Here is a 20,785-nt window from a genome sequence, read left to right on the forward strand (position 1 = left end):
CCGGCCCATGGCGGGAGAGCCGCAGTCCGACTGCCTGTTCTGCAAGATCGTCTCGGGGGAGGTCCCGGCGACCATCGTCCGCGAGAGCGACACCACGGTCGCCTTCCGGGACATCAACCCGCAGGCACCGACCCACGTCCTGGTCATCCCCAAGGTCCACTACCCGGACGCCGCGTCGCTGGCCGCCGCCGAACCGCAGATCGCCGCCGACGTGCTGCGCGAGGCCGGAGCGGTCGCCACCGAGGACATGGTCGACGGCCACGGCTACCGCGTCGTCTTCAACACCGGCGCGGGCGCCGGCCAGACCGTCTTCCACGCGCACGCGCACGTCCTGGGAGGCCGCGGCCTCCAGTGGCCCCCCGGCTGACCGGAGCTCCCTTCCATGTCCGCACGTGAGCTGGTGGTGCTCGGCACCGCCAGCCAGGTCCCCACCCGCCACCGCAACCACAACGGCTACCTGCTCCGCTGGGACGGCCAGGGCATCCTTTTCGATCCCGGCGAGGGCACCCAGCGCCAGATGCTGCGGGCCGGCGTCGCCGCGCACGACATCGACCGGATCTGCGTCACCCACTTCCACGGCGACCACTCGCTCGGGCTGGCCGGGGTGATCCAGCGGATCAACCTCGACCGGGTCCCGCACCCCGTCACCGCCCACTACCCGGCGAGCGGCCAGCACTTCTTCGAGCGGCTCCGGTACGCCACCGCCTACCGCGAGACCGTCGAGCTCACCGAGGCCCCGGTCACCGCCGACGGGGTGCTCGCCACCACCGACGCGTACACCCTGGACTCGTACCGGCTCTCGCACCCCGTCGAGTCGTACGGCTACCGCCTCACCGAACCCGACGGGCGCCGCATGGTCCCCACGCTCCTCGCCGCCCACGGCATCCAGGGCCCGGACGTGGGCCGCATCCAGCGCGAGGGCTCCCTCGGCGGCGTCCCGCTCGACGCGGTCTCCGAGCACCGGCCCGGACAGCGGTTCGCGTTCGTCATGGACACCAGGCTGTGCGACGGTGTGTACAGGCTCGCCGAGGGCTGCGACCTGCTGGTCATCGAATCGACCTTCCTCGACGAAGACCTCGCCCTGGCCACCGACCACGGCCACCTGACCGCCGGCCAGGCGGGCCGGGTGGCCGCCGAAGCGGGCGTACGCCACCTCGTACTCACCCACTTCTCCCAGCGGTACGACGACCCGGAACTCTTCGAGGTCCAGGCCCGCGCCGCCGGGTTCGAGGGCGGACTGACCGTCGCCCAGGACCTGACCGTGGTACCGGTCCCGGCGCGGCACCACTGAAGTACCGGCGCCCACCGGGCACCACCGATCCACCCCCGGTGCCGGCCGACCCCGGCACCACCGACCGACCGATCCACCCCCGGTGCCCACCCGGCACCACCGAAGGACCGGTGCCGACCCCGGCACCACCGATTCACGTCACCACCCCCCTCCGTGAGCGAGACACCGTGCACCTCCCCAAGGCAGAACTCCACCTCCACATCGAAGGGACCCTCGAACCCGAGCTGGCCTTCGCGCTGGCCCGGCGCAACGGGGTGACCCTGCCCTACGCCACCACCGACGAGCTGCGCACCGCGTACCTCTTCGACGACCTGCAGAGCTTCCTCGACCTGTACTACGCGCTGATGGCCGTGCTCCGGACCGAGGAGGACTTCGCCGAACTCGCCGACGCCTACCTCACCCGGGCCGCCGCCCAGGGCGTCCGGCACGCGGAGATCTTCTTCGACCCGCAGGCGCACACCGCCCGGGGCGTGCCCATCGGTACCGTCATCGAGGGCCTCGGCCGCGCGCTGGAGAGCAGCGAGGAGAAGCACGGCATCTCCACCCAGCTCATCCTCTGCTTCCTGCGCGACCAGTCGGCCGACTCGGCCCTGGAGACGCTGGAGGCCGCCAAGCCGTACCTGCACCGCATCACCGCCGTCGGCCTCGACTCCGCCGAGGTCGGCCACCCGCCGGCCAAGTTCCGCGAGGTCTACGAGGAGGCCGGGCGGCTCGGCCTGCGCAAGGTCGCCCACGCGGGCGAGGAGGGCCCGCCGGAGTACATCCGCGAGGCCCTCGACGTCCTCGGTGTCGAGCGCATCGACCACGGGCTGCGCTGCATGGAGGACCCCGAGCTGGTCGAACGGCTCGTCGCCGAGCGCGTACCGCTCACCCTCTGCCCGCTCTCCAACGTCCGGCTGCGCGCCATCGACATCCTGGAGGAGCACCCGCTGCCCGCCATGCTCGCGGCCGGGCTGCACTGCACGGTGAACTCCGACGACCCGGCCTACTTCGGCGGATACGTCGGAGACACCTTCCACGCGGTCCACGAGGCGCTCGCCCTCGACCACGAGCAGCTGCGCACGCTGGCCCGCAACTCCTTCGAGGCGGCCTTCCTCGACCACGACGAGGAGCGCCGGGCGCGCTACCTGTCCGAGGTCGAGGCGTACGCGTTCGACTGACCGTCCCCGCCCGCCGGCCCGGCCGTCCGGAACGCGCTCCGCCCCAGCCGCCTGCGGCGCAGGGCGGGCACGGCGAGTTCCGTGACGGCCTGCTCCGGCGCGCCGAGCTTCGGTACGGCACCGGGCAGACCGCCCGTCGTCGCGGCGAGCAGCGCCGCCGGGGCACCACCGCGGCGGCGCACCGAACCGGGCACCAGTGGACGCCCGCCCGCGTGCAGGGCCACCGCCGTGACCGGGGCCGCCACCAGCAGGGTCGCCGCCCCGAGGATCAGGCCCATCGCGGGGAACCCGGCCCCCTCGGAGAGCACACTGCCCAGCACCGGCCCGCAGGCCACCCCCACCGACGAGGCCGACCCGGCGAGCACCGCCCAGCGGCCCCGTACGTCGAGCGAGGCGGCCAGACCGATCAGGTACGAGAGGACCACCGGGTAGACGGTGTTCCACAGGACCTCGCCGGTCGCGAACGAACCGAGCCCCCGCGCCGAGGCGCTCAGCACGATGCTCCCGGCGATGACGACCGTGCCGCAGCCGATCGGGACCGCGCGGCCCAGCCGGGAGCCCAGCGCCCCGGCGCCCATGACCCCGAGCAGCCCGGCGCCCAGCGCGGCGGCGAACACCGCGCCGACGGTGACCTCGGAGAGCCCCACCTGGTCCACGCCGATCCGGCTGCTGACGCCCCAGAGCGCGTTCTGCGCCATGGACCAGACGAGCATGCCGCCCGCCAGCAGGAGACCCGAACGCCGGTGCGGCAGACGGCCGGTGACCGGGGTGCCGGTCACGGCGGGGACCGGTGTGCCGAGCCGGGAGGTGGCCGGCCAGACCAGCAGGGCGACCAGCGCGATGGCGGCGAAGGGAAGCCGGTGGCCGCCGCCCAGGTGCGGGATCGTCAGGTAGAGGGCGCCCGCGGTCGCGGAGACGGAGAGCAGCCCGAGCGAGGAGGTGCGGTGCGGGTCGCTCTGCGCCGCGATCCCGGACGCGGCCACGGCGGTGGCCGTACCGGAGCCGAAGCCGCCGACCACCGCGCCCAGCACCACCAGCGGCACCGAGGTGGTCAGCGCGGCGCAGCCGTACCCGGTGAAGGCGAGGACCAGCCCGAGCCGCGCGGGGCGACGGGCCCCGAACCGCTCGACCCGGCCCGCGAGCGTGAAACCGGCTGAGGCCGAACTCAGCAGCAGGGCGCTGCCGACGAGGCCGGCCTGAGCGGTCGTCAGGCCGAGATGGGCGCTGAGCCGCCCGACGACGGTGGGAAGGAGGTAGGCAGCGAGGTAACCGGCGGTGAACACGGCGACCAGGGGCCACGCGGCGCGAGGGCGCGAGGACATGGGCGTTCCTGAAGACATGCCGGAGTCCGGCAGGGAGGTGGGGGGAGAGGTGGGGCAGGGGTGAAGAGATGTGGGGAGAACCAGGGTGACGCGAGAAAAGGGGGGAGAAGGGCGATTCCCCGGTCTTCGTACCCGATCGTGTCCGCCGGGCAATTTGTATCAAGCACGCACAGGTGATCGAAAGGCGGGATTATGTGATCCGCGTCACTTGTGTGTTTGCTGCCGTGTGGCAGGGGTAGCGGTGCATGTTCGCCCAGGTCGGCCGCGTCGGCGCGAAGGCGTGCGGGACCTGCGGAAGCACCCGTGAATCGGGCACACTGGCCGGAATCCGCAGGGTCGCGGGGCACGTCGGCGGAGACCGCCGGCGGAGCGCACCGGGGAGCCCGCGCGGCACGGCACGTCACGTCACCGGCACGGCAACAGCACGGCACGGCACGTCAACAGCACCGCACGTCACCAGCACCGCACGCCCGGGGAGCGCAAGATGAGCACGGAGAGCAGCCCAGCCGTCGATCCACTGGTGGGGCTGCGCGTCCCCGAGGACCCGGCCTGCGACGTCTTCCTCACGGGCACCGTCTTCCTCGACATCGTCTTCACCGGCCTGGACAGCGCCCCCGTGCGCGGTACGGAGTCCTGGGCTCGGGGCATGGGCTCCAGTCCCGGCGGCGTCGCCAACATGGCCACCGCCCTCGCCCGCCTCGGCCTGCGCACCTCGCTCGCCGCCGCCTTCGGCGACGACCACTACGGCGAGTACTGCTGGGACGCCCTCGAACAGGGCGAGGGCATCGACCTCTCCATGTCGCACACCGTCCCCGGCTGGCACTCGCCCGTCACCGTCTCCATGGCGTACGAGGGCGAGCGCACGATGGTCTCGCACGGCCACGAGGCCCCGCTCCCGGCCGCCGCCCCCGGTACGGAACGCCGTACGTTCCCGCACTGCCCGCCGCGCGCCCGCGCGGCCGTCGCCTCGCTCACTCCCGGACGCGGTGAACCCTGGGTCGCCTCGGCCGCCCGGCACGGCGCCCAGATCTTCGCCGACGTCGGCTGGGACGAGACCGGCCGCTGGGACCTCGCCGCCCTCCCCGACCTCGCGCACTGCGCCGCCTTCCTGCCCAACGCGGAGGAGGCCATGCGCTACACCGGCCGCGACACCCCCCGCGCCGCCGCCCACGCGCTGGCCGAACACGTACCGCTCGCCGTGGTCACCCTCGGCGCGGAGGGCGCCTACGCCGTGGACGCGGCCACCGGCACCACCGCCGAGGTCCCCGCCATCGACGTGGCGGCCCTGGACCCCACCGGCGCCGGCGACGTCTTCGTCGCCGGGTTCGTCACCGGCACCCTCGCGGACTGGCCGCTCGCCGACCGCCTCGCCTTCGCCGGCCTCACCGCCGCTCTCTCCGTACAGGAGTTCGGCGGCTCGCTCTCCGCCCCCGGCTGGGCCGAGATCGCCGCCTGGTGGCAGCAGGTACGCACCTTCGAGGCCCAGGACCCGGCCGCCCTGGAGCGGTACGCCTTCCTGGAGCGCCTGCTGCCCGCGGCCGGCCGCCCCTGGCCGCTGCGTCGCGCGGTCCCCACCATCGGCTTCAGGGCGCCCTGAGCGGGCCTCCGGGGTGCGCTCACGGCGTACCGGAACGGGGCGCAAAACCCCTCGGCGTTGTCGGCGCGGAGTCGTAGGCTGGACACAGAGGTTGTCGACCGGCGAGAACCCCGCAACAGGAGGTATGCGCAGGCCCGAGGGCCGGCCCATGACTCAGTCACCCACACGGCCACAGGCGCGTGCCCACATCAGGATCCCGGCCGCTCACCCGATGGTGATGCTCCTCGGATCGGGCGACTCGCTGCTGCGCGTGATCGAAACGGCGTTCCCGGCCGCCGACATCCATGTCCGGGGAAACGAGATAAGCGCTACGGGCGACCCCGCCGACGTCGCCCTCATCCAGCGCTTGTTCGACGAGATGGTGCTGGTGCTCCGCACCGGGCAGCCGATGACGGAGGACGCAGTGGAACGCTCGATCGCCATGCTCAGGGCAGCCGGCAACGGCGAGGGCGACCCGCAGGGCGAGACCCCCGCCGAGGTGCTCACGCAGAACATCCTCTCCAACCGCGGGCGCACCATCCGGCCCAAGACGCTCAACCAGAAGCGGTACGTCGACGCCATCGACAAGCACACCATCGTCTTCGGCATCGGCCCCGCGGGCACCGGCAAGACCTACCTCGCCATGGCGAAGGCGGTCCAGGCGCTCCAGTCGAAGCAGGTCAGCCGGATCATCCTGACCCGGCCCGCCGTCGAGGCGGGGGAGCGGCTCGGCTTCCTGCCCGGCACGCTCTTCGACAAGATCGACCCGTACCTGCGCCCGCTCTACGACGCGCTGCACGACATGCTCGACCCCGACTCGATCCCGCGCCTGATGGCCGCGGGCACGATCGAGGTCGCGCCGCTCGCCTACATGCGCGGCCGCACCCTGAATGATGCTTTCATCATCCTGGACGAGGCCCAGAACACCAGCGCCGAGCAGATGAAGATGTTCCTCACCCGCCTCGGCTTCGACTCGAAGATCGTCATCACCGGTGACGTCACCCAGGTCGACCTCCCGAACGGCACCAAGAGCGGTCTCCGGCAGGTCCAGGAGATCCTCGACGGCGTCGAGGACGTCCACTTCTCCCGGCTCACGTCCCAGGATGTCGTCCGGCACAAGCTCGTCGGCCGTATCGTCGACGCGTACGAGAAGTACGACGACCGAGCCGGTACCAACGGGAAGTAGTTTCAGCGCACCATGTCGATCGACGTCAACAACGAGTCCGGAACCGAGGTCGACGAGCAGGCGATCCTCGACATCGCCCGCTACGCCCTCGCCCGGATGCGGATCCACCCGCTGTCCGAACTCTCGGTGATCGTGGTGGACACCGACGCCATGGAGCAGCTCCACATCCAGTGGATGGACCTCCCGGGCCCGACCGATGTCATGTCCTTCCCGATGGACGAGCTCCGTCCGCCGTCGAAGGACGACGAGGAGCCCCCGCAGGGCCTCCTCGGTGACATCGTGCTCTGCCCGGAGGTCGCGAAGCGGCAGGGCGAGGAGGCCGGGACGCGGCACTCCATGGACGAGGAACTCCAGCTCCTCACCGTCCACGGAGTGCTGCACCTCCTCGGGTACGACCACGAGGAGCCCGACGAGAAGGCCGAGATGTTCGGCCTCCAGGCCGCCATCGTGGACGGCTGGCGGGGCGAGCGCGGCCTGACCGGCCCCTCCCCGGCTCCCACGGTCTCGTGAGCTTCCCCCTCGTCGCCGGAGCCGTCCTGCTGGTGATCGTCGGCTGGCTCGCCGCCTGCGCCGAGACCGCCATCGCCCGCATGTCCAGCTTCCGGGCCGCCGAGGCGGTCCGGGCCGGACGGCGCGGCAGCGCGAAGCTCGCGCAGGTCGCCTCCGACCCGACCCGCTACCTCAACGTCGCCCTGCTCGTGCGGGTCGCCTGCGAGATGGCGGCCGGGGTCCTCGTCACGTACGCCTGCCTCCAGGAACTCGCCGAGACCTGGGAGGCGCTGGCCGTCGCGATGGGGGTCATGGTCCTCGTCAGCTACGTCGCCATCGGCGTCTCGCCCCGCACCATCGGCCGCCAGCACCCGCTGAACACGGCGACCGCGGCCGCGTACGTACTGCTGCCGCTGGCCAGGATCATGGGCCCGATCCCGCAGCTGCTGATCCTCATCGGCAACGCCCTCACCCCCGGCAAGGGGTTCCGCAAGGGACCGTTCGCCAGCGAGGCGGAGCTGCGTGCGATGGTCGACCTCGCGGAGGCCGAGTCGCTGATCGAGGACGACGAGCGCCGCATGGTGCACTCCGTCTTCGAGCTGGGCGACACCCTCGTGCGCGAGGTGATGGTGCCCCGTACCGACCTGGTCGCCATCGAGCGGTACAAGACGATCCGCCAGGCGACCACCCTCGCCCTGCGCTCCGGGTTCTCCCGGATCCCGGTCACCGGGGAGAACGAGGACGACATCGTCGGGATCGTCTACCTCAAGGACCTGGTCCGCAAGACCCACATCAACCGCGACTCCGAGGCCGACCTCGTCTCCACGGCGATGCGGCCGGCCGCGTTCGTCCCCGACACGAAGAACGCCGGCGACCTGTTGCGCGAGATGCAGCAGGACCGCAACCACGTCGCCGTCGTCATCGACGAGTACGGCGGCACGGCCGGCATCGTCACGATCGAGGACATCCTGGAGGAGATCGTCGGCGAGATCACCGACGAGTACGACCGGGAACTCCCGCCCGTCCAGGAGCTGGAGAACGGCTGCTACCGGGTGACCGCCCGCCTCGACATCGGCGACCTCGGACAGCTCTTCGGCTTCGACGCGTACGACGACGAGGACGTCGAGACCGTCGGCGGCCTCCTCGCCAAGGCGCTGGGCCGGGTCCCGATCGCCGGAGCCACGGCGGTGATCAGCCTCCCGGACGGCCGCGGGCTGCGGCTGACGGCGGAGGCCACGGCGGGGCGCCGCAACAAGATCGTCACGGTGCTGGTGGAGCCGGAGGCCGAGTCGTCGGAGTCGGAGGCGGACGCGGAGGCCACGGCGGAGTAGGCGAAGCCCGGCCTGAGTGACCGAAGTCGGAGTGGTCCACGTCGGAGCAGGGGAAAGGGAGTCGGAATGAACGGTGCACAACTACGGGCCTTCTGCCTGGACTTCAACGAGGCCGTGGAGGAGTTCCCGTTCACGCCGGAGACCTCGGTCTTCAAGGTGCTCGGCAAGATGTTCGCGCTCAGTGCCCTGGACGCCCGCCCGCTCACCGTCAACCTCAAGTGCGACCCGGACGAAGCGGTGCGCCTGCGCGAGGAGTACCCGGCGATCGTCCCCGGCTGGCACATGAACAAGCGCCACTGGAACACCGTCACGGTCGGCGACCTGCCCGCCAAGCTGGTCCGCGAGCTGGTCGAGGACAGTTACGACCTGGTGGTGGCGGGGCTGCCCCGGGCGGAGAGGCTCCGGCTGGACCGGGCCTGAGCGTGGGGTGGTCCTCGGCGCCCCCGGTTTCGCAACCGGGGGCGCCGAGCAGTTCTCAGCTCGGTTCCTTCTCGATGGCCTCGAAGATGTCGGCGTCGGTCTCCTGCTGCCAGGAGGGGAGGTCGGGCCAGTCGGCCACATAGCCCGGCTTCGGGTCCTCGAAGTGCTTGAACATCTGGGCCGTCCAGCACACCGCGACGAAACGGCCCTTCTGCTCGCGGGACAGCCGCGCCGCCGATCCGCCGCTGACCTCCACGAACTGGCGGACCTGCGCGTACACGGAGCCTGCGGCCTCGCGCTCCCACTGCGGAGTGCCGTCCCACGGCGTGACGTACCCGGGCTTCGGCTCGCCGGGGAAGTGCTGGTGCACTCCCGCGATCCAGGCTTCCCGGAACACACGTGCACCCTCGGTCTGCGACATGCCCAACCCTCTCGTCACGGCGAACTCAGAGCGGCGATCTCGGCCTTCAACTCTGATACACGGGGGTCGCGGCTCAAGGGGCCGAACTCCTCGCGCAGGGCCTGGAGTCTACGGGCGACGTACCCGGACGCGGATGCTCGTGCCAGGTCGACAGCTTCGCTGCCGTACGTCACAACCCGCTCCACGTCCCGCCGCTTCGCGCCGATGGCGGCCAGGTCGGCAAGCACCGTTGCGCGTCGCCGGTACGACTGCCCAGAGGCCAGCGCCGTCTGCTCCAACGCATGCCTCAGCGCGCTCTACGCCAGATCCAGACGGCCGAGCCGCAGGTATCGCGATCCGCGTTCCTCGGCTAGCCGTGTGCCGTCGAACCGAAGCCATCCACCGTTGACACCGACTGCGGTGAGGTCGAGGACGGTCTCCGCCTGGTCCATCGCGCGCTCGCATGCGCTCAGGTCGCCGAGGCCTGCGTACGCCTCGGCTTGGACTGAGGCGACCCATTGTCGGGTCGAGAGGTTGCTGTCCCCCCGGCCGGCCAGCCGCTCGGCAGCCTTGAGCATCTGTGCCGCCTGGTGAAAGCGCTGCTCGGACATGTCCACGTAAGCGTGACGAACGAGCGCGCACGCCCACATGTCGTACGCCTCGGCGTCCTTGCTGATCGATGCGGCGAGTGAGTACGACGAGGCTGCGTCGGAGTACCGGTTTCCGTCGTATGCCACCTCACCGGCCAACTGGAAGAGCTCGGAGGCCGCGTGCAGAAGGGTCCGTGCGCTCCCGCGGTGGCTCGCCAATGCCTCGTTCAACGTCATTAGTTGATCGCGGACGACGGGGTACACCGAACCCTTGGAACGGGCCATTTGGTAGACCTGCCAGAGATGGCTGTTCATGCGCGCGAAGTCGGCAGGCACCCCCCGACGGACGCCTTCTGTGAGCGTGTCAGCCTCTTCGGCCGGCAGTACGGCCAGGGCCCCGCTGACAGTCAGTATGCGGAGAAATTCGCGGCGAATCATTTCGTCGGGGTCTCCCACGCTCGGGGGTGCGGTGGACTGGCGCCCGGACGCTTCCTTGCCCGCGGCTTGTGACGGTTCCAGAAGGGCGTCCAGCTCTTGGGGGCCCACTTCGAGAGCAGCGGCCAACGCTCGTCGCTGGGGTGGTTGAGGAGCAACTCTGCCGCTTTCCCAACGTCCGACGGTTGTGCGGTCCACACCGAGCAACTCGGCCAACTTCTCCTGACTGTAGCCCAGGGCTTTGCGGCGCTCCGCCAGTCCCACGGCACCCCCTTCCTGCGGTTTCAGTCTCATCGGCACCCGTGCACGGGCGTGCGTCAAGACTGCCGCATGAATGCCGTGGAGACCTCCGATTCCTGCCGCTTCGATGGAAGTTGCCCCGGAAGAGCAGAGGGATTCACAGAGGAGTTCGGTCATGACGATGAGAAGAGAAGCCGTAGCGCGTGAGCTGGTAGCTCACGCGCGGAATCAGGGTCTGGATGGCGACCATCGGGTCCTAATGACGCTCAGGGTGTCCCGGGACTCCGGGCGAACCTGGGGCCAGGTTGAAGAGGTCCTGGACGACGAAGATCGGGTGATCCCTGACAATCCCGGTCTCTTTCCGGCGTGCACGTGCTCGCGCTGCAAGGACCGCCTCTCGCCCGCCGATGTCTCTTCTCGAACGGGATCGTAATGCGGTGCCCGAACTGGCGCCGGGTGCCCTCGGACCTGGTGCGGGACGCGCAGGAGAGGTCTGCCGACGCGTGCGTCGACAGCATGGTGCAGTGCCAGTTGTCCGCACATGGAGAGGGGGAGCACTACGGCCTCGTCGGCGACCTTGGTGAGTACGGGACCGCGCTGTGGGTCCGTTGGTCGGAGATGACCGCGGTGGACCAGGTCACGCTGCCGGACTGCCCGGCAACCGCCCCGGGGCGCGACGGCGATGCGTGCTGCTTGTTCGTCGGACACTCTGATCGGCATACCTGGGAAGAGGCGCCCGAAGAGGTCCCTTGCGGGAGTTGATACGCGAGCTGGCAGGGCGGCCGCCCTGCCAGCTCGGCGGCACTGCCGGGCGCTTGGAGGATCGTGTTCCGGTGCCCCGACGAACCCTCTCGTCGTGCGCGTTCAGGCCGACGTCACCACGGAAGGGTCCCGGACCGGTCGATGAACTGGCCCATCGGCCCGGCCGGGCCGACCGTCGCGGGGGCCACGACGGACACGGCGCCCTTGGCGGACGCTCCTACACCGGCCGACGAGCAAACCGCACGCGCAGTGGAGAACGGTGGCGGCCCGGACCAGGAGCGGTTCCGGGCGCCAACGCAAGCTTGAGTGCAGACCTCACGAACGACGGTCGGGGCGGTAGAACGGGATCGTCGGCCGGTACGGCTCCGGCGCCGGAGGGAGCCTTCCGAACGTCGGAAGATCGACCCGCTCAGCCTGGGAGGAAACGGACTCTCTGGACTCCCGGTCAGTGGCTGAGTAGCTCTCGGCGACACCTTCCGCAACCCACTGATGCCCGTCCCACACCTCGACGGCGCGTGGTGCATCGGGATCAACGTGTGCCCCGCGCCCCACGTCGTTTCCGAGAGGGACCGTCCGCCGCTCACCGACCTCGGGCCGTCGTCGGTCACGCCGATCGGCCCACTCCTCCAGGGGTTCGTCGTCCACCTGGAACCTCCTTCCTCGCCGGTCCGAGTCAGTCTGCCGGACGGGGCGTCGGGGGCACAGGGCGATGCCCGCTATCCGATCCCGTCAGGGCGTTGTCCGAAGGCCCGGCGGCATCCAGGGTGGGAGATCGGCCACTCCGCCGTCCCTTCCAAGGACCGCAGGGGCCTCCCGGCTCCGCCGCACGACCGGTTGGGGTCTTGGCCCCGCCGAAGCCAGCCCGGAAGCTAAGGGTTGTCCTGCCCGGGGCTTCCGCCCAGCACCAGCATGACGTGCTCGTTCTCGCCGTACCGGACCGTGCCCGTGCGCCGGAAGCCCTGCTTCTCCAGGAGGCGCACCGAGCCGGTGTTCCCGGCATAGGGATCGGCGTACAGGGGGCGGGCGGTTTCCCGCTCCAGGAACAGGGCCAGTGCCTGGGTGCCGATGCCCCGGCCCCAGTACGCCCTGCCGAGCCAGTACCCGATGAAGCGCCGCTCCTCGTGCCACCAGGCCACCGCGTTGCCCGCCAGCTCTCCGTCGACCGTGATGGCCTGCACGAAGTTGGCGGGGTCCCCGAGGACCTTCGTCCTCCAGTGGGTCATGAAGGCTTCCCGTTCCCGGGGCGGGAACTTCGACCGCCGCACGGCCTCGGGATCGTGCTCCTGCGCGAGGAACTCCTCCAGATCGCCGAGTTCGACATCTCTCAGACTCACCTGATCGCTCATACCGGCGGAGTCTGCCAGCCGGCACTGACACCCGACGGCCCCTGACCGGTGAACTGGTCAGGGGCCGTTCCTCCACGGTGCCCGGTCCCGCAGCCCCCCAGGGGGCTCAGCCGCGCCGCCGCAGCCCCGCCGCCACGACCACCGCGCCGACCAGGAGCAGCGCCGCGTCGAGCGCCATGACCGTACGGACCCCCGTGAACAGCTCGTCCTGCGTCGTGGCGAGCACGCCCAGCAGCGGGATGCCGAGGGTCAGGCCGACCTGCTGGGTCGTGGTGACCAGGCCGGTCGCCAGGCCCTGTTCGGCGTCCGGGACACCGGAGGTCACCGCGAGGCCGTAGCTCACGATCGCGCCCAGGTGGCACATGCTCGCCAGCGAGACGCCGACCGTGGCGACCAGCACGCCGCCGTGCTCGCCCAGGGCCAGCAGCAGGGCGACGAAGGCGCCCTGGCCGAGCAGCGAGCCGACCAGCGTGCGGCGGGCGCCGAAGCGGCCGATGACCCGGGGGGCGTACGTACCGGCCACCGCCGACAGCAGGCCCTGCACCCCGAAGACCAGCCCGGTGGCGAAGGCCGACAGACCCAGTACGTCCTGGAGGTAGAGCGTCAGAACGAAGACCACGGTGGACATCAGGGCGAAGGTCAGCAGCCCGCCGAGGTTGCCGAACGCCACGGTCCGGCGGCGCAGCATCGGCAGCGAGACCAGCGGTTCGGCGGCCCGCGACTCCACCACCACGAACGTCGCCAGCAGCGCCACCCCGAGGACCAGGGTGAGCAGGACGTCGGTGTGCCCGAAGCCGTCCTGGGCGGCGGTGGACAGCGCGTAGATCAGGGCCAGCAGCCCGCCCGTGACACTGACCGCGCCGGGCACGTCCAGGCGGGGCCGCTGCGGGGTCCGGGACTCCGTCAGCGCCTTCGGGGCGAGGGTCAGGACGCCCGCCGAGGCGAGCGCCAGCAGGCCCATGGTGGAACGCCAGCCCAGCGTGTCGGTGAGTACGCCGCCGGCCACCATGCCCACGGTGAAGCCGAGGGAGAGCAGCGTGCCGCTGATGCCCAGCGCCCGGTCGCGCTCCGGGCCCTCCCGGAACGTGGTGGTCAGCAGCGACATCCCGGTGGGCACGATCGCGGCGGCGCCGAGGCCCTGCAGGGCGCGTCCGGCGAGGAACGCCGCCGGGTTCCAGGCGAGCGTGGCCAGCAGCGAGGCCGCGCCGAACACGACCAGACCGCTGAGGAAGAGCCGGCGCCGCCCGGACAGGTCGCCGATCCGGCCGAAGAGCAGCAGGAACCCACCGGAAGGGAGGGCGAACGCGGTGATGGCCCACTGGAGTTGGGCGGTGCTCAGCCCGAGGTCGGTGCCGAGTGCGGGCAGCGCCACGTTCAGTACGGAGAAGTCGAGCGCCACCATGAACTGGGCGGCGCAGAGGACCATGAGGATCAGCCGGGACCGGCCGGAGAGCCGGGCGGGGCGGGGTGCGGCAGGAGCAGCGGTGGGAGCAGCGGGACCGGGGGTGCCGGTGGCCTCGGGAGGGGATTCGATCGCCATGGACCAACCTTCGGTCGCACCGGACAGGGGTGGGGAGACGCTCCTTATCCTGTTGGTACGAACACCAGTCGGCACCGGCTGGTACCGACACCGGTCGGCACCGTCCAGTCGGCGCCGACCGGTTGGCACCGTGCGGAAACCCAGGGGGAGTGACGTGGCGACACCGGCCCGTTCGACGACGGACAACGCCAAGGCCCACCGGCTCGCCGAGCTGCGGGAGTTCCTGATGAGCCGCCGGGCCCGGGTCACCCCGGCCCTCGCGGGCCTCCCCGACGGCGGTGCGCGCCGCCGCACCCCGGGGCTGCGCCGGGAGGAGGTCGCCGTCCTCGCGGGCGTCGGGGTCTCCTGGTACCAGTGGCTGGAACAGGGGCGCGACATCACCGTCTCCCCGCAGGTGCTGGACTCGGTGGCGCGGGTCCTGCGGCTCACCAGCGCGGAGCGCCGCCATCTGTACGTACTGGCCGGGCTCAACCCGCCCGCCCCCGAGGTCGATCCGGCCGACGCCGACATGTGCGAGGGGCTGCGGCGGCTCATCGACGCTTGGATGCCGTTCCCGGCGCACATCATGGACCGGTACTGGAACGTCATCCTCTACAACGACGCCGCCTCCCTGGTCCTCGGGCTGCGCCCCGGCATCGTGCAGAACTGCCTGATCTCCTTCTTCACCGACGACGTCTACCGGTCCCGTGCCACGACCTGGGAGCAGATCGCCCCGATGGTCGTCGCGCAATTCCGCGCGGGCTGTTCGGAGAACCCGGAGGACGAGGGTTTCCAGGCCGTCGTCGCCGAGGCGAAGGAGGCCAGTTCCGAGTTCGCCGCGCTCTGGGAGCAGCGCGACATCGCGCCCGGCGGGCAGATGCGCAAGGAGCTGGAGCATCCGACGGCCGGAACGCTCCAGGTGGAGTCCACCCAGCTGCGGGTGCCCGCCCGTCCGGACCTGGCGATCGTGCTGCACACCCCGCTGCCCGGGACCGGCACCGAGGAGCGGCTCAAGTGGCTGGCGTCCCCGGAGGGGCGGCGCGACGCGATGTACCCGGTACCGGGATGAGGCGCGCGCCACACGGTTCGTATGCTCGGCACATGACAGACAGCACCGACCTCGGGGCCGAGGACCGCAAGATCGTCACGCTGGCGCGCAGTGCCCGCGCCCGCAACGGGGTGCCGGAGGGCGCGGCCGTACGGGACGAGACGGGGCGTACGTACGTGGCGGGCACGGTGGCCCTGGAGTCGCTGCGGCTCACCGCCCTCCAGACGGCGGTGGCGATGGCCGTGGCCAGCGGTGCCACCTCGCTCGAAGCGGCCGCGGTGGTCTCGGACGCCGAGGCCCCCTCCGACGAGGACCGGGCGGCGGTGCGCGACCTCGGCGGGGCGGACACCCCGGTGTTCCTCGCGGGTCCGGACGGGACCGTGCGGGTGCGGGTCACCGCGGGGTGACACCGTGACTTCGCCCACGTCCCGCACGCCTCCGGCTTCCACGGACCCCGGCTGAGGCGGGTCGGCCGTGCGGGCCGTGCGGGCCGGCCGTGATCGGGTCAGTGCCCCCGGGGCCCATACATGATCACGGCCATGCCGGCGAGGCAGATCAGCGCGCCCGCGACGTCCCAGCGGTCCGGGCGGTAGCCGTCCGCGACCATGCCCCAGGCGATCGAACCGGCCACGAAGACCCCGCCGTAAGCGGCGAGGATGCGGCCGAAGTTGTCGTCGCTCTGGAGCGTCGCCACCGCGCCGTACACCCCGAGGGCGATCACCCCCGCGCCGATCCAGGCCCAGCCCCGGTGCTCGCGGATGCCCTGCCAGACCAGCCAGGCACCCCCGATCTCGAAGAGCGCGGCGACGACGAAGAGGGCGGCGGAGCGGGCGACGAGCATGGACGGCACGGTATCCCGGGTCCCGTCCCGGCCGGCCGTGCGAGGGTCCGGGGGCACGCGTCGCCGGGCCGGGCGGGCGACCGTTGTGCACCGGGCCGCCGCGATCGGGGACAATGGGCGCCATGAGCGCTCGACCGAACCCCGAAGCCGCTGCGCGGCAGGCCACGGACACCGCCCCCCACCGGGCCGGTTTCGCCTGCTTCGTGGGCCGCCCCAACGCGGGCAAGTCCACCCTCACGAACGCTCTGGTCGGGCAGAAGGTGGCGATCACGTCCAACCGCCCCCAGACCACCCGGCACACCGTGCGCGGCATCGTGCACCGTGACGACGCGCAGCTGATCCTGGTCGACACCCCGGGACTCCACAAGCCGCGCACCCTGCTCGGCGAGCGGCTGAACGACGTCGTGCGGACCACCTGGGCCGAGGTCGACGTCATCGGCTTCTGCCTCCCCGCCGACCAGAAGCTCGGCCCCGGCGACAAGTTCATCATCAAGGAACTCGCCGCCATCAAGAAGACCCCGAAGATCGCGGTCATCACCAAGACGGACCTGGTCGACTCCCGGGCGCTCGCCGAACAGCTGCTGGCCGTCTCCCAGCTGGGCCAGGAGCTCGGCTTCGAATGGGCCGAGATCGTGCCGGTCTCGGCGGTCAAGGACGAGCAGGTCGGGCTGCTCGCCGACCTGATCGCCCCGCTGCTGCCGGTGAGCCCGCCGCTCTACCCGGAGGGCGACCTCACCGACGAGCCCGAGCAGGTCATGGTCGCGGAGCTGATCCGTGAGGCCGCGCTCGAAGGCGTACGCGACGAGCTGCCGCACTCCATCGCCGTCGTCGTCGAGGAGATGCTGCCCCGCGAGAACCGTCCCGCGGACAGGCCGCTGCTGGACATCCACGCCAACGTCTACATCGAGCGCCCCAGCCAGAAGGGCATCATCATCGGCCCCAAGGGCCAGCGGCTGAAGGACGTCGGGACCAAGTCCCGCAAGCAGATCGAGGCGCTGCTCGGCACCCCGGTCTTCCTCGACCTGCACGTCAAGGTCGCCAAGGACTGGCAGCGCGACCCGAAGCAGCTGCGCAAGCTCGGTTTCTGAGCCGCCCGCCTGCCGGGCCGAGCTGCCCGCCTACCCGCCGCACCGGCGCGCCGCCGGTCTCACGCCCCCTCGCGGAGGACGCGTGAGACCAGCGCGCGCTGGTCGTCGGTCAGATCAGGGTCCGCACAGTGCACGGACCGCCCGTCGACGGTGATCGTGTACCGGAAGCCGTCCGGCACCCCCGCCGGCGGAGACCCGGCCCCCTCCGCGAGCGCGGAACGGGCCAGGGACTCCCAGGCGGCGGCGTCCTCCCGCCCGGCCGTGTCGATCTCACCCCGGCGGGAGAGGCCGGCGAACCCGCCGGTCCTGCTCACTTGAATGCGCATGGGACCCATACTGACCCGCTCACGCGGTCGGTACGCCTACTTCCGACCACCCCTTGATCACGGCCTCGCGCTCGTCCCCGTCGCCGAAGCGGTCACGGGCCGCAGCCACGGTGAGCCGGGCGAAGTCCGCGAAGTCCGCCGTCGCGGTCAGCTCGCCGCCGGTCAGTACGTCGTACCAGATCTGGCCGGCCCGCTCCCAGGCGTTCCCGCCGAGGGCGGAAGCGGCGAGGTAGAAGGCGCGGTTGGGGATGCCGGAGTTGAGGTGGACGCCGCCGTTGTCGTCGTCGGTCTCGATGTAGTCCTCCATCGAGGCCGGCTGCGGGTCCTTGCCGAGCACGTCGTCGTCGTACGCGGTGCCCGGCGCCTTCATCGAGCGCAGCCCCTCCCCGGTGACCCCGGGGGCGAGCAGCCCCGCGCCGATCAGCCAGTCGGCCTGCTCGGCGCTCTGCCCCAGGGAGTACTGCTTGACCAGGGAGCCGAAGACGTCCGAGACGGACTCGTTGAGCGCGCCGGACTGGCCCTCGTAGACGAGGTTGGCGGTGTGCTGGGTGAGTCCGTGCGCCAGTTCGTGGCCGATCACGTCGATGGAGAGCGTGAAGTCGAGGAAGACCTCGCCGTCGCCGTCGCCGAAGACCATCTGCTGGCCGTCGAAGAAGGCGTTGTTGTAGTCCCGGTCGTAGTGGACCGAGCCGATGAGCCGCATCCCCTTCCCGTCGAGCGAGCTGCGGCCGTAGGCGGAGAGCAGCAGGTCGAAGGTGGCGCCGAAACCGGCGTACGCGCGGTTGACGCTGGCGTCGCCGGTGGGGTCGTCGCCCTCGCCGCGGACCTTGCGTCCGGGCAGGAGCGTGTGGTGGCGGCAGTCGTAGATGGTGCGGCGGGGCTTGCTGGGCACGGCGCCCGCGGTGGCGGGGGCCGGGGCGGTGCCCGCCAGCGAAGCCGCGTGGCGCAGGGTGCGGCGGGCGCCGTCCGCGTCGAGGGTCCGCCGGGCGGGATCGGCGACCGCGGGATTGTCGGACTGCGCCAGCTGGTCGAGGAGGTGCGGCGGCACGATGGTGCAGAAGACGGGGTGGATACCGGAACCGTCGTCGGAGCGAGAGATCATGCAAATGACTGTGGCACTCTGTTATCGCCCTGTCACTGGTTGCGACGGCAATTGACGAAATAGAGTGATGCATCACTGTTTACTCGTCATGTGTGCACGGTCCCGCATACTGATACGGACCGGCGTCCCGCGCACCTCTCGGTTACTCTCGTCGCATCATGCGTTTCGGGCTGCTTCTCCTTAGCTGCCGCGGCGAGGGCCTGTAGTCGTAGGCCGACCCCCTCCCCGCGGAGTCTGGTGCTGCAGCGACACAGTCGGCCGTCCCACCGCTGGACCCCGAGGAGCCCTACGCCATGACCACCGTGAACACTTCCGGTAATTCTGTCGGCCGTCCCACGCCGATCACCAACGCGACGCAGCTCCAGAAGACTTCCGGAATGCCGGTCCACAAGTACGGCCCGTACGAAGCGGTCGAGATCCCCGACCGCACCTGGCCGGACAAGCGGATCACGGTGGCCCCCCGCTGGCTCTCCACCGACCTGCGCGACGGCAACCAGGCCCTGATCGACCCGATGTCCCCGGCCCGCAAGCGCGAGATGTTCGACCTGCTCGTGAAGATGGGCTACAAGGAGATCGAGGTCGGCTTCCCGGCCTCCGGCGAGACCGACTTCGCGTTCGTACGCTCCATCATCGAAGAGGGCGCGATCCCCGAGGACGTGACGATCTCCGTCCTGACCCAGTCCCGCGAGGAACTGATCGAGCGGACCATCGAGTCGCTGCGCGGCGCGCACCGGGCCACCGTCCACCTGTACAACGCCACCGCACCCACCTTCCGCCGCGTGGTCTTCCGCGGTTCGAAGGAGCAGGTCAAGCAGATCGCGGTGGACGGCACCCGGCTGGTCATGGAGTACGCCGAGAAGATCCTCGGCGGCGACACGATCTTCGGCTACCAGTACAGCCCCGAGATCTTCACCGACACCGAGCTGGACTTCGCCCTCGAGGTCTGCGAGGCCGTCTGCGACGTGTGGCAGCCGGAGGAGGGCCGCGAGATCATCCTCAACCTGCCCGCCACCGTGGAGCGTTCGACGCCGTCCACGCATGCGGACCGGTTCGAGTGGATGTCGCGCAACCTGTCCCGCCGTGAGTTCGTCTGCCTGTCGGTCCACCCGCACAACGACCGCGGTACGGCCGTCGCCGCCGCCGAGCTGGCGCTGATGGCCGGCGCCGACCGCGTCGAGGGCTGCCTGTTCGGCCAGGGCGAGCGCACCGGCAACGTCGACCTGGTCACCCTGGGCATGAACCTCTTCTCCCAGGGCGTCGACCCGCAGATCGACTTCTCGCAGATCGACGAGATCCGCCGCACCAGCGAGTACTGCAACCAGATGGAGATCCACCCGCGCCACCCCTACGCGGGCGACCTCGTCTACACCTCCTTCTCCGGCTCCCACCAGGACGCCATCAAGAAGGGCTTCGACGCCATGGAGGCCGACGCCGCCGCCCGGGGCAACGGTGTCACCGTGGACGATCTCGAGTGGGCGGTCCCGTACCTGCCGATCGACCCGAAGGACGTCGGCCGCTCCTACGAGGCCGTGATCCGCGTCAACTCGCAGTCCGGCAAGGGCGGTATCGCGTACGTCCTGAAGAACGACCACAAGCTGGACCTGCCGCGCCGGATGCAGATCGAGTTCTCCCGGATCATCCAGGCCAAGACCGACGCCGAGGGCGGCGAGGTCACCCCGGCGCAGATCTGGTCCGCCTTCGAGGACGAGTACCTGCCCAACACCGGTGACGCCGAAGCCCGTTGGGGCCGCGTCCAGATCCGTTCGGGCCAGACCACCACCGATCAGGACGGCCGGGACACCCTGACGGTCGAGGCGACCGTGGACGGCGCCGACACCGTGCTGACCGGTACCGGCAACGGCCCGATCTCCGCCTTCTTCGAGGCGCTGGCGGGCATCGGCATCGACGCGCGCCTGCTGGACTACACCGAGCACACCATGAGCGAGGGGGCCAGCTCGCAGGCCGCCTCCTACATCGAGTGCGCGATCGACGGCAAGGTCCTGTGGGGCATCGGCATCGACGCCAACACCACCCGGGCCTCGCTCAAGGCGGTCGTCTCCGCCGTCAACCGCGCGGGCCGCTGAGCGGGGCGGGCGGTGGCCGGTTGACGCCGTCGCCCGCACATCCCGTCGATTTCGCCTCGATCCGGTGATCTACGGGAGTACGCCCCGTACGCATGTCCGGTTGATCCGGTGAAGCACGGTTCGCCGAACCCCGTCCGCCCGTTCCGGGTGGGCGGGGTTCAGCCATTTCCAGGTGTTGTGACAGTGAGGGTGATGACGCCGCCTCACGCATGTGGCTAACATCACGTGC

At 71.0% G+C, this 20,785-nt stretch carries 22 protein-coding genes; 12 read left to right on the plus strand and 10 right to left on the minus strand.

What is annotated here, in order from left to right:
- The first annotated feature begins 7 nt into the window (after window positions 1–7).
- From ACWCSV_RS14795 to ACWCSV_RS14805, 3 genes are all read left to right on the plus strand, one after another.
- Window positions 8–367, plus strand: coding sequence for a histidine triad nucleotide-binding protein (locus tag ACWCSV_RS14795; RefSeq protein ID WP_451142118.1), 360 nt, complete (start codon window positions 8–10; stop codon window positions 365–367).
- 15 nt (window positions 368–382) lie between these two features.
- Complete coding sequence (locus ACWCSV_RS14800; RefSeq protein ID WP_451142120.1) at window positions 383–1,291, plus strand: ribonuclease Z; 909 nt, start codon at window positions 383–385, stop codon at window positions 1,289–1,291.
- A gap of 167 nt (window positions 1,292–1,458) precedes the next feature.
- The gene (locus tag ACWCSV_RS14805; RefSeq protein WP_451142122.1) at window positions 1,459–2,451 is read left to right on the plus strand and encodes an adenosine deaminase; all 993 of its coding nucleotides are present in this window, start codon (window positions 1,459–1,461) and stop codon (window positions 2,449–2,451) included.
- Here the strand turns inward: ACWCSV_RS14805 and ACWCSV_RS14810 are convergent.
- Entirely contained in the window at window positions 2,415–3,773 is a 1,359-nt protein-coding gene (locus tag ACWCSV_RS14810; protein ID WP_451142124.1) for an MFS transporter, read from the minus strand. The genes ACWCSV_RS14805 and ACWCSV_RS14810 overlap by 37 nt on opposite strands.
- Window positions 3,774–4,257: 484 nt before the next feature.
- On the opposite strand from ACWCSV_RS14810, the gene ACWCSV_RS14815 reads away from it, so the two are divergent.
- The 5 genes from ACWCSV_RS14815 to ACWCSV_RS14835 all read left to right on the plus strand — a co-directional run bounded on the left by ACWCSV_RS14815 (window position 4,258) and on the right by ACWCSV_RS14835 (window position 8,775).
- Window positions 4,258–5,370: a carbohydrate kinase family protein gene (locus tag ACWCSV_RS14815; protein WP_451142126.1), complete on the plus strand. Its 1,113-nt coding sequence runs from the start codon at window positions 4,258–4,260 to the stop codon at window positions 5,368–5,370.
- Between the two features lie 148 nt (window positions 5,371–5,518).
- Entirely contained in the window at window positions 5,519–6,535 is a 1,017-nt protein-coding gene (locus tag ACWCSV_RS14820) for a PhoH family protein (RefSeq protein WP_266704189.1), read from the plus strand.
- A 12-nt stretch (window positions 6,536–6,547) separates the two neighbouring features.
- Window positions 6,548–7,045: an rRNA maturation RNase YbeY gene (ybeY, locus tag ACWCSV_RS14825; protein ID WP_451142128.1), complete on the plus strand. Its 498-nt coding sequence runs from the start codon at window positions 6,548–6,550 to the stop codon at window positions 7,043–7,045.
- The gene (locus ACWCSV_RS14830) at window positions 7,042–8,355 is read left to right on the plus strand and encodes a hemolysin family protein (protein ID WP_451142130.1); all 1,314 of its coding nucleotides are present in this window, start codon (window positions 7,042–7,044) and stop codon (window positions 8,353–8,355) included. The genes ybeY and ACWCSV_RS14830 overlap by 4 nt, the downstream gene beginning before the upstream one ends.
- 66 nt (window positions 8,356–8,421) lie before the next feature.
- Entirely contained in the window at window positions 8,422–8,775 is a 354-nt protein-coding gene (locus ACWCSV_RS14835; RefSeq protein WP_451142132.1) for an MmcQ/YjbR family DNA-binding protein, read from the plus strand.
- 55 nt (window positions 8,776–8,830) lie between these two features.
- Here the strand turns inward: ACWCSV_RS14835 and ACWCSV_RS14840 are convergent, their stop codons facing one another.
- The 6 genes from ACWCSV_RS14840 to ACWCSV_RS14865 all read right to left on the minus strand — a co-directional run bounded on the left by ACWCSV_RS14840 (window position 8,831) and on the right by ACWCSV_RS14865 (window position 14,088).
- The gene (locus ACWCSV_RS14840) at window positions 8,831–9,196 is read right to left on the minus strand and encodes a hypothetical protein (RefSeq protein WP_451142134.1); all 366 of its coding nucleotides are present in this window, start codon (window positions 9,194–9,196) and stop codon (window positions 8,831–8,833) included.
- A gap of 14 nt (window positions 9,197–9,210) precedes the next feature.
- A complete protein-coding gene (locus ACWCSV_RS14845; protein ID WP_451142136.1) occupies window positions 9,211–9,369 on the minus strand; it encodes a hypothetical protein in 159 nt (52 codons plus the stop codon).
- A gap of 123 nt (window positions 9,370–9,492) precedes the next feature.
- On the minus strand, window positions 9,493–10,617 hold the full coding sequence (locus ACWCSV_RS14850; RefSeq protein WP_451142138.1) for a helix-turn-helix transcriptional regulator: 1,125 nt from the start codon (window positions 10,615–10,617) through the stop codon (window positions 9,493–9,495).
- Window positions 10,618–11,517: 900 nt separating this feature from the next.
- On the minus strand, window positions 11,518–11,847 hold the full coding sequence (locus ACWCSV_RS14855) for a DUF6087 family protein (protein WP_451142140.1): 330 nt from the start codon (window positions 11,845–11,847) through the stop codon (window positions 11,518–11,520).
- 224 nt (window positions 11,848–12,071) lie between these two features.
- Entirely contained in the window at window positions 12,072–12,548 is a 477-nt protein-coding gene (locus tag ACWCSV_RS14860; RefSeq protein WP_451142142.1) for a GNAT family N-acetyltransferase, read from the minus strand.
- Window positions 12,549–12,654: 106 nt separating this feature from the next.
- Entirely contained in the window at window positions 12,655–14,088 is a 1,434-nt protein-coding gene (locus ACWCSV_RS14865) for an MFS transporter (protein ID WP_451142144.1), read from the minus strand.
- A 154-nt stretch (window positions 14,089–14,242) separates the two neighbouring features.
- On the opposite strand from ACWCSV_RS14865, the gene ACWCSV_RS14870 reads away from it, so the two are divergent.
- Window positions 14,243–15,136, plus strand: coding sequence for a helix-turn-helix transcriptional regulator (locus ACWCSV_RS14870; RefSeq protein WP_450771209.1), 894 nt, complete (start codon window positions 14,243–14,245; stop codon window positions 15,134–15,136).
- Between the two features lie 32 nt (window positions 15,137–15,168).
- A complete protein-coding gene (locus ACWCSV_RS14875; protein ID WP_451142146.1) occupies window positions 15,169–15,522 on the plus strand; it encodes a cytidine deaminase in 354 nt (117 codons plus the stop codon).
- A gap of 98 nt (window positions 15,523–15,620) precedes the next feature.
- Here the strand turns inward: ACWCSV_RS14875 and ACWCSV_RS14880 are convergent, their stop codons facing one another.
- Complete coding sequence (locus ACWCSV_RS14880) at window positions 15,621–15,956, minus strand: YnfA family protein (protein WP_451142148.1); 336 nt, start codon at window positions 15,954–15,956, stop codon at window positions 15,621–15,623.
- A 113-nt stretch (window positions 15,957–16,069) separates the two neighbouring features.
- On the opposite strand from ACWCSV_RS14880, the gene era reads away from it, so the two are divergent.
- Window positions 16,070–17,044: a GTPase Era gene (gene era, locus ACWCSV_RS14885; protein ID WP_327175737.1), complete on the plus strand. Its 975-nt coding sequence runs from the start codon at window positions 16,070–16,072 to the stop codon at window positions 17,042–17,044.
- A gap of 59 nt (window positions 17,045–17,103) precedes the next feature.
- On the opposite strand, the gene ACWCSV_RS14890 is transcribed toward era, so the two are convergent.
- Window positions 17,104–17,370, minus strand: a complete 267-nt coding sequence (locus ACWCSV_RS14890) for a protealysin inhibitor emfourin (RefSeq protein WP_451142150.1) — start codon at window positions 17,368–17,370, stop codon at window positions 17,104–17,106.
- Window positions 17,371–17,389: 19 nt separating this feature from the next.
- Entirely contained in the window at window positions 17,390–18,472 is a 1,083-nt protein-coding gene (locus ACWCSV_RS14895; protein ID WP_451142153.1) for a M4 family metallopeptidase, read from the minus strand.
- A 293-nt stretch (window positions 18,473–18,765) separates the two neighbouring features.
- Between ACWCSV_RS14895 and leuA the strand changes: the two genes are divergently transcribed.
- Complete coding sequence (leuA, locus tag ACWCSV_RS14900) at window positions 18,766–20,556, plus strand: 2-isopropylmalate synthase (protein WP_451142155.1); 1,791 nt, start codon at window positions 18,766–18,768, stop codon at window positions 20,554–20,556.
- Window positions 20,557–20,785 lie beyond the last annotated feature (229 nt).

The sequence above is a fragment of the Streptomyces sp. NPDC001770 genome (assembly GCF_053596135.1).